Annotated in this window: 15 protein-coding genes and 1 pseudogene; 6 read left to right on the top strand and 10 right to left on the bottom strand. The window is 42.0% G+C overall.

Annotated features, from left to right (window positions below; genetic code table 11):
* Positions 1–85: 85 nt before the first annotated feature.
* Together J5O05_RS15650 and J5O05_RS15645 are read right to left on the bottom strand one after the other, a co-directional pair.
* Complete coding sequence (locus tag J5O05_RS15650) at positions 86–1084, bottom strand: efflux RND transporter periplasmic adaptor subunit (protein WP_244369666.1); 999 nt, start codon at positions 1082–1084, stop codon at positions 86–88.
* Positions 1085–1511: 427 nt separating this feature from the next.
* Positions 1512–1808: a GNAT family N-acetyltransferase gene (locus tag J5O05_RS15645; RefSeq protein WP_208842853.1), complete on the bottom strand. Its 297-nt coding sequence runs from the start codon at positions 1806–1808 to the stop codon at positions 1512–1514.
* Between the two features lie 450 nt (positions 1809–2258).
* On the opposite strand from J5O05_RS15645, the gene J5O05_RS15640 reads away from it, so the two are divergent.
* Together J5O05_RS15640 and J5O05_RS15635 are read left to right on the top strand one after the other, a co-directional pair.
* Complete coding sequence (locus tag J5O05_RS15640) at positions 2259–2870, top strand: TonB-dependent receptor plug domain-containing protein (protein WP_208842852.1); 612 nt, start codon at positions 2259–2261, stop codon at positions 2868–2870.
* Positions 2839–4347 carry a TonB-dependent receptor gene (locus J5O05_RS15635; RefSeq protein WP_208842851.1) on the top strand — a complete coding sequence of 503 codons (1509 nt, stop codon included), beginning with the start codon at positions 2839–2841 and terminating at the stop codon, positions 4345–4347. Before J5O05_RS15640 ends, J5O05_RS15635 begins: the two co-directional genes overlap by 32 nt.
* Before the next feature lie 134 nt (positions 4348–4481).
* On the opposite strand, the gene J5O05_RS15630 is transcribed toward J5O05_RS15635, so the two are convergent.
* The 6 genes from J5O05_RS15630 to J5O05_RS15605 form a co-directional block, all read right to left on the bottom strand.
* Positions 4482–5045, bottom strand: a complete 564-nt coding sequence (locus J5O05_RS15630; protein ID WP_208842850.1) for an acetate uptake transporter — start codon at positions 5043–5045, stop codon at positions 4482–4484.
* 239 nt (positions 5046–5284) lie between these two features.
* The gene (locus J5O05_RS15625) at positions 5285–5752 is read right to left on the bottom strand and encodes a GNAT family N-acetyltransferase (protein ID WP_208842849.1); all 468 of its coding nucleotides are present in this window, start codon (positions 5750–5752) and stop codon (positions 5285–5287) included.
* 107 nt (positions 5753–5859) lie between these two features.
* Positions 5860–6726: a PhzF family phenazine biosynthesis protein gene (locus J5O05_RS15620; RefSeq protein ID WP_208842848.1), complete on the bottom strand. Its 867-nt coding sequence runs from the start codon at positions 6724–6726 to the stop codon at positions 5860–5862.
* 57 nt (positions 6727–6783) lie between these two features.
* Positions 6784–7233: a GNAT family N-acetyltransferase gene (locus J5O05_RS15615; protein ID WP_208842847.1), complete on the bottom strand. Its 450-nt coding sequence runs from the start codon at positions 7231–7233 to the stop codon at positions 6784–6786.
* A 230-nt stretch (positions 7234–7463) separates the two neighbouring features.
* The gene (locus tag J5O05_RS15610) at positions 7464–8792 is read right to left on the bottom strand and encodes an amidohydrolase family protein (protein WP_208842846.1); all 1329 of its coding nucleotides are present in this window, start codon (positions 8790–8792) and stop codon (positions 7464–7466) included.
* A 195-nt stretch (positions 8793–8987) separates the two neighbouring features.
* Positions 8988–10196 carry a winged helix-turn-helix domain-containing protein gene (locus J5O05_RS15605; protein WP_208842845.1) on the bottom strand — a complete coding sequence of 403 codons (1209 nt, stop codon included), beginning with the start codon at positions 10194–10196 and terminating at the stop codon, positions 8988–8990.
* Between the two features lie 210 nt (positions 10197–10406).
* Here J5O05_RS15605 and J5O05_RS15600 point away from each other — a divergent pair, with 210 nt between their 5' ends.
* The 3 genes from J5O05_RS15600 to J5O05_RS15590 are packed head-to-tail and all read left to right on the top strand — an operon-like array spanning position 10407 to position 12032.
* Complete coding sequence (locus J5O05_RS15600) at positions 10407–10826, top strand: hypothetical protein (RefSeq protein WP_208842844.1); 420 nt, start codon at positions 10407–10409, stop codon at positions 10824–10826.
* A 13-nt stretch (positions 10827–10839) separates the two neighbouring features.
* Positions 10840–11799 carry a methyl-accepting chemotaxis protein gene (locus J5O05_RS15595; protein ID WP_425281520.1) on the top strand — a complete coding sequence of 320 codons (960 nt, stop codon included), beginning with the start codon at positions 10840–10842 and terminating at the stop codon, positions 11797–11799.
* Positions 11796–12032 carry a hypothetical protein gene (locus tag J5O05_RS15590; RefSeq protein WP_208842842.1) on the top strand — a complete coding sequence of 79 codons (237 nt, stop codon included), beginning with the start codon at positions 11796–11798 and terminating at the stop codon, positions 12030–12032. Before J5O05_RS15595 ends, J5O05_RS15590 begins: the two co-directional genes overlap by 4 nt.
* 404 nt (positions 12033–12436) lie before the next feature.
* Here the strand turns inward: J5O05_RS15590 and J5O05_RS15585 are convergent, their stop codons facing one another.
* Complete coding sequence (locus J5O05_RS15585) at positions 12437–12916, bottom strand: DUF2798 domain-containing protein (RefSeq protein ID WP_244369663.1); 480 nt, start codon at positions 12914–12916, stop codon at positions 12437–12439.
* Positions 12917–12975: 59 nt separating this feature from the next.
* Between J5O05_RS15585 and J5O05_RS15580 the strand changes: the two genes are divergently transcribed.
* The gene (locus J5O05_RS15580) at positions 12976–13398 is read left to right on the top strand and encodes a MarR family winged helix-turn-helix transcriptional regulator (protein WP_208842841.1); all 423 of its coding nucleotides are present in this window, start codon (positions 12976–12978) and stop codon (positions 13396–13398) included.
* Positions 13399–13505: 107 nt separating this feature from the next.
* Here J5O05_RS15580 and J5O05_RS15575 read toward each other — a convergent pair.
* Positions 13506–14147, bottom strand: a pseudogene (locus tag J5O05_RS15575) (MBL fold metallo-hydrolase); the annotation flags it as partial.
* Positions 14148–14272 lie beyond the last annotated feature (125 nt).

Below are 14272 nucleotides of genomic sequence, written 5' to 3'. Positions count from 1 at the left end.
TAAAGCATGAACTAGTGCGCCATTGCGAAGGCTATATAGCCCAGAAGTCGCAATGCGGTCACCTTTTTCCAAGCCTTTTTTCACTTCAACCAAATTCGCAGAGATTGCTCCGAGGCTCCACAGGGGTTTTATAAACTGCGCCTGTTTCGTTGTCTAAACGCCAAACAAACGAAGTGTTGTCCGTTTCCCCAAGTACAGCATCCACGGGGATATAGAGCGCTCCCTCTTTATCGTCATTGTTTTTAGGTTGGTAAAGTACATGCCCTGTCATCCCTGGGCTTATAGAAAGGTTGGAGGTTGAGGAAAACCCCACGGTCACTTTAAATGTGCGCGTTATCGCGTCTGCCTTGCCAGAAAACTCCGTAATTTGGCCGTCGAAACGTTCCTCAGGTAGTGCACTGACTTCGACAAAAAGCTGATCTTTCAACTTGATCTCCTTCGCAGACCGAACATTGCGCCCTTTTGCCCAATCTACTTCAGGCACTTCAACTACCATTTCAAGTTCAGCGTCACTGTGAATGTGCATGACGGGTTGTTTCGCGTAAACCGTTGCAAATTGCTCAATTTCTTTACTGGTGATTCGACCAGAAAATGGAGCGATTAATCGCGTATCGTCGAGCGCTTTTTTCGCTTGGGTTAATGCTGATTCTGCTACCTCTAAGGCACTTTTTGCCTGCTCATACGCTTGCGTGGTTACCGCGTTCACTTTAATGGCTGTGCTGAAACGCTCAAAGTCCAACTTGGCTATGTCTTTCTCCGTTTCAGCTCGCTCAAGTTGAGCTTGGTAGTCTCTAGCATCGAGAGTGGCCAATACATCACCTGCTTCGACCAAGTCACCCTCTTTGACTAGCACATTTATGATTTTTCCCGGCACTTCAAATGCCAGTACCGATTGCTTAACCGCTGAAACACTACCCGGATAGCGGAGCGATTTTTGAATGTGTTCACTGCCTACAGTAAACAGTTTGACCGGTCTTGAAACCGGTTTGGAATCATACTGGTCTGACGGTTCGCAACCCATCAGTAAAGTAGCAACACCGAGTACAAAGGCATGCATTCGCAGCAGACGGTGAAAGTATTTCATGCAGTTCTCCATATTAACAACGAGGAAATTGACGTTATTTGCAGGGACTTTCATGCCTCTCACCTGATGATAAAAGCAACAATAGACGCCCAGCGGGGGCGATTATAGAACAACTAAAACAATTAACACAACGATTGTTATGTTAATTAAAAATTGGATAAGTAGCCGAAGCCCTGAGATCATTGCTATTTGAAATCAGAGAAAAGTTAACTGAATCTTGGACTTGAACAACGACGATTGGCTAAAAAATGCAGAGTATAAAATTGCTAAAATGTTGAGATTTGAAGTGATAGATCAATGCGGGACGAGCATGCAGGCTAAGCGGAAGATTGGCATACCACAATGGTATGATGAACCGGCGATTCAATTGGCTATGGTTAAAAGTACAGCCCAAAATCTAAAGTTCATTCGTTGACTATTCGTCAAATTAACAGGGTTTTCGTAAATACGTTTCAGGTGCATCAATGACTTTAAACCCGAATTTTTCATACAGCGCTGCCGCATCGTTCGTACGCAGTAACCAATTTACCGTTTGTAATTTTTCATGGTTCAAAATATGACCTAACAATTGTTTCCCAACGCCTTTTCCTTGATGGTTCTCCAAAACAAATACATCAAGCAAGTACGCAAACACGACTGTATCGGTGATCACTCGTGCAAAGGCGATTAATTCGCCATCAATATAAGCACCAAAGCACATGGAATGCTCTATGCTTTGTTGCACCTGAAATTCTAGTTCTACCCTGAGTTCCAATAAGATTGATTGGCAAGATAGTCATGAATAGTCTCCACATCCAGTGTTCGTATGTCGTTTGAAATCGTCATTGATGTGTTCATATTCGCTCTCCTTATGCGTCGAATAGCAACGAACTCTGCGCGTGATGTCCTGATGTTTCGTCTTCTTTGGCGGCTATATCTATCACGAATAGTGAACAATTTTGCCCATAGCGTTGAATCGCCTTTTGCTCACTATAACAAATAAAACTAGGCGAGAGAACGGCTAGTTGGATAAGCTAATCAAATGAATTTTAAATACTTAATCAAGTTTTCTAACACTCAAATGTGTCGCTTTATGTTATTGTGCGCACCAACATATTTGCACGTTGAAATGTCATCGTAGACTCGACTTCTACGCCCAACGCATTTTATTCGGCTCTCAAGGAAATCTTAACCCATGCGTTTATCTGTTGTTTGCCTCTCAGTCATCGCTTTCCTCTTTGTTCCCTTCAGTGATGCGGTTGAACCTATTGAAACGATTACGGTGACTGGAAGTCGAGTTGCAGAGGCGAACGTAGACCAAGCACTCAGTGTTTCTGTTGTTTCCAACAACACGATTGAGCAAGACAACCCACAGCATATTGGTGAAACTCTCGCGTCTGTCGCAGGTGTGCTAGTCAACCAATTAGCTGGCGGGCAAGGCCATAACTCAGCTATTCGTATGCCAATGAACTATGGGGGTTACACACTTTATTTACAGGATAACGTGCCGCTGCAAAGCGCCGCTTTTTATAGCCATAACGCGCTTTGGTGGTCGAGCAGTAATGCGGATCTAGGACGTATTGAAGTTATCAAAGGTGCTGGCACTAGCCTTTATGGCTCTGGAGCCGTCGCAGGAACCGTCAATGTATTATCTTCACCGCTCGTTAGCGACCGTAAACATGTGGCCGCCACCTTTGGCGATTTTGGTTATCAACGGATTCAAATGGCGATTGAAAAGAAAGACCGTCTTGGTGTATCGATTGCTTCTTTGAATAATGGCGGCTGGCGAGGCTCATTCTGCTGTTGATAAATACGAACTCAACGCTAAACACCGCACATTCATCAACACCAATACGGCAATAACGACTCACCTGATAGCGTCAACGTTGGACCAACAACTGACCGGAGCATTATCACCGGAACAATACGCCAACGATCCGACACAATCCGCGTTACCCGAAGCCATTGAGGCCGTTGATCCGCACCGTAAGACCGATTACTTCCGATTAACTAGTTCAGTGGTGGTCAACGATGGCGACATTGAATGGTCTGCTATACCGTTTTTGCGTTACCGTACCAATGATTACATTGCAACATGGCAACCTAACATGCCGCAAATGGAAACGACCATAAAAAGTGCAGGTTTGCTCGCCATGTCTCGTGTTAACTTTTCACGCGAACAGCAAAGTATTTTGGGTCTCGATCTAGAATTTACTCAAGGCGATAGCCTTTCGTATCAAGCAAACACCATTTCAACCACTGGTTGGAACGCTAAACTTTATCCTGAAGGTCACATTTTTTACGACAATCGCGTCACTTTCAGAAATATTTCACCCTATTTTCAGCATCAATCAGAGCTATCTGAAGTACTGTCGTTGTTGGTTGGGGTGCGATATGACATTAATGAATATGAATTAAATAATCATTTACCAGAATACGATGACGATGGTTTTGGTAATCGTTCTCTTGCCAATCGTCATGATCGCATCACCCACTTATCACCCAAAGCGAGCATCAACTATCGATTGAATGAGGATGCTAACGTGTATGCACGTTTTGCCAACGCAATCCGGATCCCGACTGCAGCAGAACTGTACCAATTAAAAACGCAAGATAGCAGTGCGCAAGTTGGACAAATTTCAGAAGAAACGTCAAACACCTATGAGGTTGGCTATAAACATAATTTTACTAATGCGAGCGTCGAAGCGGCGTTCTATCGCATGGATGTAGACGATGCCATTGTGACCGCCTACGACGACCTCGGCTCATCATATCGCGTCAATGCAGCCAAAGTACGACATCAAGGCATTGAGCTGGCGTTAACCTACCCTATTTCCAAACAATGGCAACTCGCATTCGCTGCTAGCCGTTCACGTCACACCTACGTCGATTACACGCAAGATGTTGGCCGAATTGATACCAATACAGGCGACACCAAGGCAATAACATTAGATGGTAACGACCTTCCACTTGCGCCTGATTACATCGCTAATCTGCGCTTAATTTACACGCCAACGTTTATCGCGGGACTTTCTGCACAGATTGAGATAAAAAGTATTGGTGACTATTATGGAGATGAAGTAAATCAACGTCGTTTCAATGGCTATATCACGTCGAATTTGAAGCTAAACTATCGGTTAACCAATGCATTCGCGATTAATGCCCGAATCGCAAACCTCAGCAACGACAAGTACATTCTCCAAAACGAAGTCCGTTTTGGAAAAACTCAGATCCATCCTGGAGACCCAAGAACCACATATCTAGCGCTCTCTTATACGTTTTAAGATTTCACGCCCCAAATGGTAACATGAGGGATTCACCACACTGCTTAATATACTCGATATTCTGCAGTGTGGTCTGACATAAAATAAACGCTCGCCGAGTGATTAGGGTGCGTAGACACGCAGATCAATCATCTTTATTTTGGCATGCCAATTGGCAACACCGTACGACCAATTTGTTCATTCAAAACGGTCGCCATAGCAAGATAAATCGCCAAGCTGCCCACGAAAATACCTTCATACGCCGCAATGAGGCCAATCAATGTATTACCCGTGAAATCGCGAATGGCCAGCAAGAAAAACAACAACGTTAAACCGGCAAAAATAGCCTGTTCCACCTTGTTGTATTTAAACGTACCTAACGTCATAAACAAGGTAAACACACCCCACATAAACAAATAGCATCCCATGTACTCTGGTGATGTTGGTTCTGCCAGCCCCATTTTAGGTAAAACCAAAGTCAGCACTAAACTCCACCAAAACAAGCCATAAGATAGGAAGGCTGTCATACCAAACGTATTGTTGCGACGATATTCCATGATACCAGCGATTATCTGAGCGAGTCCGCCATAACAAAACCCCATTGCCAAAATCATGGCGCTAATTGGGAAAAAGCCGGCATTATGAATGTTCAAAAGAACGGTTGTCATTCCAAAGCCCATTAAACCGAGAGGGGCTGGATTGGCAAAAGTGGGATTCACGATAACACTCCAAAAAAGACCCCAGAATCAGGGGCGCGGCATTGTAGAGTCGTCTTTTGAATAGAGCAAGCGTGATGAAGATGGATTTATTTCAAGTCGCTAATCAGACCCAATAATCATTCGGTTAATACAAGACGAGCAGGCACGTGCTGCTCTCCTTTGTTGTGTCATACACTTCTTTTGATTTTCTGTTTAGTGCTTTAATACATTGGATTTCAAATGAATATTACGAACTCAACTTACATTGGCTCGGTCGCAGAGTTTTTCATTAAAAATGCGATTTTTTCTATACCGTGAGACGGAGTCCAACGTTTATATTCTGTAAACCCTTGTTTTTGATATAAAGTAATGGCTGGCGCATTGGCAACTGCCGTTTCCACCGTCGCTTCCGTATGTTCAAAATTCACCAGAACAAAGTTAATCAGCTGAGTCGCTATTCCTTTTTTGAAATGGTCTGGGTCTACCGTTAAACTGTCTATGTCTAACTGTTCATGCTGAAGTGAGACCTCGATAACCCCCGCCAGCACTTCATTTTCGAAATAGCCAAAAAATTGAGTGGTTGATTCAGCAATATCTAAAACTCGACGTGACAATGGGGGGAAATGTTGTGTGCCTATGAGTTTGGCTTCTATAGCGTAAGAACGCTGAAAAACATTATATATCTGACGAGCAACATCTTTATTGGCTTGGTTCAACTTCGTGATCATATTTAAACACTCTTACTGCGTTGTTTTATTCTATGCTGCGGGCTACGGTTCTGATTTTAATTGTTCTTATCTATTCCCTCAATTCAAAGAATAGTTCAAAAATCACCTTAAACGTGAATTGTTTGAGTATCAAACTGCTTAGCAAAACCGCCGACCTTAACCTGAGTGATTGTTTGTCCTTGAAGCTTAATCGACGCCGATAACCTCGAAATACAGCCCATTGCTCGGCCTTGCTCAAACAAAAATTGCGTCTCTATGCCGTCAAAGTGTTTGGTCAAATAACTGGCAAGCGCACCTGTTGAACTCCCTGTCGCCGATTCTTCAGAAATACCAAACAAAGGGGCAAAGTTCCGGCAATGCGCTGTGACGCTGAGCTGCTGATTACATAATTCAAACGCATGCAGCCCCACCACATTATGCTCCTTGCAAAATGCCACAAGCCTCGATTCATCAACAACTAGACTATCAAGACTGCCATGAGGAACCGCGACAATAAGGTCTGACAACCCTGTTGAAACTACTTCAATAGGTAGATTGGTTGACGCTAAACGTTCAGCTTCAAGACCAATGAGCGGCGCAATTAATTCGGAGTCAAATACGCCTTTAAATTCGGGCAGTCGTTGCTCCATCACTACATGCCCCGTTGCATCGACATATACACCAAGTAAACCCGCTTTAGTTCTTTGGATATATTGACCTTCACTAATTAAACCTTGAGCATACATTGTTGAAAACGCGGCTAACGTTGCATGACCGCAGAAGTCGACCTCATCAGTCACGGTAAAAAACGACACGGCGAAATCGACTTCGTTATCCTGACATACAAACGCCGTTTCCGAAAAACCAACCTCCTTCGCGATAGCCAATTTTTGTTGGTTTGATAATGAATCCGCGTGTAACACAACACCGGCTGGATTACCGCCTATTCCATCGGCTGTAAAGGCATTCACTAAATACGCTTGAACGTTTTCCAAAAGCTCATCTCCAACTCAGATTAAAACTAAACGTTTTTACAAATGGTGCTAAAAGGCTTACGCGAAATGCAATTCCATAATGGTTTTATCATATTCGTCTTGTTCTACCACGTTGAAATCAAAACGTTCAAAAAAGGCTTTCATCACATCATGACCCTCAACACAACAAATTGAGACTGAATTGAATCCTTTTAATTGTTTAATTTCCTCTAAAGCTAATTTGATCGCCTCGGTACCGTAACCTTGGCCTTGTACACTAACGTCAATGAGTAACTGATCAATGAAAATTTCGTTCGGTTTCCCATCGCCTAAATTTGGGTAATATTGAATAAAACCAACAGGTTTATCACCAGAGTAAATACCACGGTTTATATAGTGGTCATAGAATTTAGACGCAGCAATCGCTTCTGAGGGCAGCGCGACAAAGCGCTCTTGTTCTTTTGAAATTTCAAGGTCAATCATATCAACCCAATTGTCTTTCGTAATGTCTCTTAAATTAATGGCCATTTCTCAACTCGCTTTTTGTTCAGATGAATTATCAAACCCACAAATTCGAATGAATTCTATGTTCTTGTCGACACCCCTGTTTTTGTTTTACCACAAACAAGAGACCATTAGCACAAAGAATTACCCAAATCTAATACAGCGCTATCTGTTCGCGTTGAATTAAAAAGGATTACGTTGAAAAAAGACGACGCTCAATGTATGCAACTAAACCTCGCAAAACGTCAACAATGCTATTCTTTTGGAACAACCACCTTGCCATCTTTCACGACAAAAGCGATGTCCTGAGTATTTAAGATATTTTTGGTTGGTGAGGTGTTTAGCACGACAAAATTTGCTCGCTCTCCTTCGTTTGTACCGACTTTCATTCCCAAGAATTCAGTAGCGTACGTTGATGCGGCCGCTATTGCTTCCTCTGGTGTAAAGCCAGCTTCAGACAGTAATTTCATTTCACGGTGCACGGAATAACCTTGAACTGTATTCCAATTTCCAGCGTCCGTACCCACTAAAACACGAACACCCGCTTTATGGATTGCGTTAACGGCAGCAAATGCAATTCGATTACGTACCTCAACTTCAGCCTTACGATCTTTATATTTTTCCAAAAGAGATTGGGATTTATAGGCTGCGATGAGCGACTCAGGCACCAACTGTTTCAATAACGGAGCATCTAACACGGATTCGTCGAACAGAAAATTTACAAAATCATTGTGAACAGCCAGTGTCGGTATCATTACCATCCCTGACTGTGCCATCAAAACAGGCACATCCAAAGGAATTTTCCCCCGCGGGACATGCGTAACCGCACTCGCTCCAACCTCAACAGCATCTCGTACATCTTGCCAGGTTTTGATATGTACAATTGTTTTGATGCCAAATTCATCTGCCGATTTTACTAATTGCGCAAATACTTCCTTGGATATTGAAGGTTGGTCGTCAGTGGGTTGGTACACAATTTTAATTACATCGGGTTTATATTGCGCGAGATCGTCCATTTGACTTTTCACCTCTTCAACCGTCGTGACGGTCCGAGTTGGAATACCATACTCAGAACAGTGTCCTTTTGGCGCAGTAAAACAGGTTAAACTGGTATACATGTCGGCGCCAACAAATGCGCCACTGCGTTGCTTTGCTCTTACTTCAAACAGCTTTTTTTCGTAGCCAAACAAGTCTACAAACCCGGTAACGCCAGCTTTAAGTATACGTTGCGCAATGACTTCTGTGCCGGGAGAGTCATTTTTCGCATTGGGAATGAAGTTGCCATAAGAGTGCGTGTGCATATCAATAAGTCCGGGGATCACCCACTTTCCTGCTAAGTCGACAATTTTTCCTGAAAAATCAGACGTTAAATTTTTAACATTAGCGATAACAGCACCTTCTCTTACGATGAATACATTATCTACAAAGCCATCTTCCGCGTTAAAAACGTGACCATTTACAAACGCCACATCGCTTACCAAATACTTGGCCTGAGGTTCATTTTGATTGTCAGATGCGCAGCCGAATACACCGAGTGTTAAGACAAAAATCACACTTCGCTTGAGGCGGGTAACTAAATTCATGTTCTTATCCCTAAATAGTTGGCAAGGCCAGTTGTTGTTTTCAATAGCGATAAGTTGAGATTTAAGGATGGCCAGTGTGAATTCGCGTGTAACTACTAAGGACTCAATAACCTAACGATCTACAATCTCGCATACCGTTCTTTTTGGATAAGACGAGCGCGATTTTCGAAAGGTTTAAAATGCCTGCAATTTTATTTAGGCTTGCCATTTCAATGCATGTTCTCCAATGGCATCGAGACTGAGCGTGACACAGCCATTGAAATGTGCAAAATTTTCGAGCTCTGCTAACAAGGCATTGAAGAATACCCGCTCATTAAAAACCACATTTTCTAGATGTAAACTAATGACTTCAAGCCGCTTTTCGGCTCTGTGCGCTTTACAATCCAATCGCGCCACTAATTTATCGCCGTATAAAATAGGCAAACAAAAATACCCATATTGGCGTATATTCGCCGTCACATAGCACTCTATTTTATAGTCAAAATTGAACAATTCTTTTAGTCGCTCCCGATGGATCACCAAGTTATCAAATGGCGATAAAATCTTAAGTAACTTGTTGGGAGAAGTTGTCTGCTCAAGAAGTTGACTTTCAACATAAAGATCTCCCCCTGTTTCTTGTTTAATGACCTTAATATCACCAGTCTGCACATGGTCAATAAGGATCTGCCGCATTTGCTCTCTCAGCGCCGGTCCTTTACGTAAATGAACAAGTTGTTTCCAATTGAATACGCCATGTGCCCGTTTCGTCGTGTTGAATAAATATTCTGCGAATTCGCTGGTTGTGGGTACTCTGGTATTAAGCTCGCTTGGCAAACAGCGCTCTGCTAGGTCGTACTCCTTTTCCATTCCATATCGCTGCGTTACCATCAGGTCGCCACGCATAAAGAGGTGTTCAACGGTGCGCTTCACTGGGCCATAACTCCACCAGCTGCCACTGCCACCACCCCCACCTTTGTTATCCAGTGTTCGAAGTCGCATAGGCCCCTCAGACTTAATACGAGAGAGGACTTCGCGCTCTAACTTAGGGTTGGTATTTTGATGATATGGACTTTCACCATTTCGTATGCTGTTCATTTTGATGAGTGCAAATCGGTAGTCGTCCATCGGTAAATACGCCGCTGCATGAAACCAATATTCGAAAATAGATTGTTGTTTTACAAGTTGATTTAGATAGTCAGGTTGATAACTTGGAACTCGACTCCACAACACGTGGTGGTGTGCTCGCTCAACAACACTCAGTGTGTCGATTTGCACATAACCTAAATGTTTAATGGCTTGTTTAGTTGCGAGTAAATCGTCATGCGCTTTAACTTCCGACTTCAATCCTTGCGAGGCAATCGCGATTCTTCTTAAGTGTTCATTCAGTTGCATATTGTTTTTACATCCCATAAAAATCATTGCCATTGGCACTTACTACACCTTCCCAACATTTAAATTAGTCACCTTTTGTACAGACAACTTACCCATTGTTTTGGGCATCCCGACAATACTCTTCATAAATAACAACCAGACTTTATTATCCAATAGTCTAATCGCCTGTTCTGGCCCATGCTACACACTAGGGGATGAGCTATAATTCAGTCTTGCGGTAGTCCTATCTAAGAAGTGTTCTTTATGCTTAAACAGCTCCAAATCATTACGAAATGCTATCTAATCAGTGCAGTTATTTTAACTGTGTTATTGGTTCAGTCGGTTTTTAGCCACTTTTTAATGTCTTCAATAAGTCAAAATGTAGACGAGCAACAATCAATCACCTTACCAACACTTGAAGCGTCTTACGAACTAAAAATTAACATCATCCAAATTCAACAATGGTTAAGTGACATCAGTGCAACAAGAGCAATGTACGGATTGAATGACGGGCTGGACGAAGCAACCAAAAGCTACAATCAAGCAGTAAAAACAATCATTGAATTAGAGCGCCTTCTTCCCGAAAAGTCAGCAGATTTAGCTAAGATCAAACACGCGCTGGATACTTATTTTGAAACAGGGAAGACCATGGCAAACGCCTATATTACTGGCGGAGCCTCATGAAGGGAACAAAACGATGTCCGATTTTGATGCAGCGTCGGAGACCCTACAGCAACATGCCGAGGCGTTGACGGGTTACATCAATCAGCTCAAGGATTCGAGTAACCACAACATTCTAGCGGATGTAAAATCAGCTTCAACCAGCAGCTTGATTTCATTTGCTATCTCTATTTCTGTAATTGTATTGCTCGTCTATTTACTCAAAGAATGGATAATCGCACCGATTAAATCGTTAGAACTGGTCTTTAAAAAGTTGAATCAAGGTGATGCAAACTTACATTTCCGCTTTGACAATATTGAACCTAATGAACTGGGTGCCATTCAATACGCATTCAACGAGTTTTTAGCAAAATTACAAAGTATGGCCGATTCGATTACCCAAAAAGTGGATGTGATTTACCAAGATATCGAGATTTTGGACAAGTCAGCATCGGATGTCAGTGCACAAACCCAAGAACTCTTCAAGCGCGTTGAGTTGCTTGCTTCAGCCATGCATGAACTTGCTGCCACTTCTGAAGACGTTGCACGCGCAATGGAAAATACCTCAGGGAATGTCGAAGGATTGAATACCTATTTAAATAACGGACACAGTTTATCTGAACAAACTCAAGAAGCTACTCTCAGGGTATCAGAACGCATAAACGAATCGTCTAACGTCATCAATCAGGTTGAAAACCACACTACGAGTATTGTCGCCATGGTTGACAACATAAGAGCGATTGCAGAACAAACCAATTTACTTGCTCTCAATGCCGCAATTGAGGCTGCTAGAGCTGGAGAACAAGGCCGAGGCTTTGCGGTTGTGGCTGACGAAGTAAGAGCGCTCGCCTCGAGAACACAAGTGTCCACCGTTGAAATCAACAGTATTATCCAATCACTAAAAAGCTCAGCGAGTAATGCCGTCGATATTATGGGCGTCAGCCTTAGAGAAGTGGATGGATGCGTGACCTTAGGGTGTCCGGCAAAGACGCGATGACGTCATCTCTAAAAGAATCTGATTTTGTTAGGGAGCAAGTCTTTAGTGTGGCCAGCTCAATGGAACAACAATCCAAAGTCGTTAGTGATAACTCGCAAAACCTTTATGAAATAAACAAAAGTGCAGAAATCCTTGAAAAAGCGATTCAAAACACGGTTGACCGTGTAAACAGTTTGAATACTCAAGCTGGGCAACTAAATAAACTAGCACGCACTTTCAGTAAAACAGATTAACCTCAACCTTCGTTAAAATAGGTATTCATGGCACATGCAGTCATCGTGTCATGAATACGAAGGTTTTTAGACAAACTATGCGCAATCATGACGTTTGAAATAAAGTCTGTACAGCAAGCCCAGCAACGTGCAGGTTTTGCGCACGTCAAGACCCGAGTCTTTTAACTCTTCCACAACTCTGGAGTCTTTGAGAATTCAGCATGTGGCAGCCAAAAGTAAAAAGTTATGTAGTAATTCAAAAGAAGAGAATTGTTGTGTTGAACATCGTAAAGTCAGCTAAAAAACGGTCGTAGGTTCGCCTCATAAAAACGTGCGGCTTCGACGACTTACGCTTTATTCCCGTCATACTTATACCGAGCATTGTGTTTACTTATGATTAAACGATACATCCACATAATTTGTCTCTAGCTAGCCATAAAACGCTCAAGGCGAGGTTTTACAGTCAAAGTCATAAAGACTGAAATTAACAACCCGACAGGCAAGGCAACAATAAATGCCTGCCACCAAGCACCTGAAAATTCAATTATTGAGGTGTAGTGGACATTATTTATCGTGGTCACAACGGCCATAATTCCTTCCATAATAATGGCCATTGATATGCCAATTACTGTGTTCTTTGTGACTTCTCTTGTATTTGGAATCAGTGTTCCAACCGCTTTTGATATGATCGTTACCATCACAAAACCAATCGGCGCCATAGTCGTAGCAGCCCACAAGGTTGAAGTTAACCATTGCTCAACAAACGCATTGGAAAACCCAATGTTTTGATAAGTCATTACAAACGTTAGGATACCAATCAAGGTAAATATCAATGGTACTAAAACAAGCATCTTTCTAAGTAAATTCAAAATAACCTCCGCAATAAAGTTGACATTATCAACCATTGAAAACACAAAGGTTAAATGATACTGTTGATATTGTCAACTATATAAGGAGTGACGTTTTGAACAAAAACCTACCTCATAGCTTTTTAACATTAACCTTTAAATTTAAGTCTTTGGTTCTAAAAGCAATTAGAGAACAAGGAATCGATATTGTCCCTATGGAAATACAATCTCTCCATCTCATCAGTAGCACAGATAATTGTACAGCAGCACTTATGTCTGAACGGATGAATAGAGACAAAGGTCAATTAGCAAGATTAATTAAAGATATGATTAATAAAGATTTAATTGAAAAAACAATGAATCCAAATGATACTCGAAGCCATTTACTGAGTTTAACTAGCAACGGTAAAGCGGTATTAGAACAAGTGCATGCCATTGAAGCCAAGTTAATACAAAAAATGCAAACTGGTCTTTCGGCAGCACAATTGGAAGCATTTAATCACGTGGCTGCTACCATGACTGCGAATTTAAATAATTAGATATTGTGAATGGCTTAAGAAATATTGGAAATATATTACTTTTGACTCGGCTTTTATCAAGTTAAAGGCGCGTTTTTCAGATTGAAGCCTTAAAATACTGTCTCACCTCAATCAACCAACGCTTTAACGTTCAGTTCTATTGACGTGTTAGGATTGCCAGTCTTTTTGAGTGGTGCGTTTTCCTTTATTTTTTTAGACGCTGAATCTTCCTGCAGCTCTATAAATTGGAAAAAATTGCTGCTACTAATAAATGGATTCGCTGATTCACCTTGGCGTATTTTGTCTCTGTTGGCGAACAAATTGTTTTTATGAGGATGATTGCTTAGATTAACCGCCACAACAGGACTCTCATTTGCCAGCTTTTTTATTCGGGCCATGCTAGACAAAAAAGCCTTTACAAGACTCGGCTTTTGAAAATTAACCCCATGCCCGCCTACGATAAAAGCTCTATAATTCATATTGTTATCTTTGACTAGGAAGTCGATTGATAAGTCACCTTGTGTATGCCCTGGTGTGATGTAGAACTTGAACTCAGTTCCACCAATTACAATACTTGAACCATCTGTTGCGAACGCTTCTACTTTAGGGGGTAGAAATTTATTTTTACCCTTACTCTTTCCGGATTGCTCTATGGCTAGTTCGAGGCCCTTTTTAGTCATTATCACTTTAGAGCCAAAGATAGACTGAAGATATTCAGCGCCGCCAACTTGATCGGAATGCCCATGCGTTACCAGAATATGGGTTATTTCCTTCCCCCCCCAAACCCAGTTTTTTCAAATTTTCAGGTATCCATTTGCTGTATGGGAAATCAAGCGAATCGATAAGAACTAGGCCAGACAGCGTTTCGACAACATACGAAGAAACCCATTTATTG

Origin of the sequence: Pseudoalteromonas xiamenensis (genome assembly GCF_017638925.1) — a bacterium.
GTDB lineage: Bacteria > Pseudomonadota > Gammaproteobacteria > Enterobacterales > Alteromonadaceae > Pseudoalteromonas > Pseudoalteromonas xiamenensis.
This window is presented reverse-complemented; position numbering and strand designations above follow the sequence as displayed.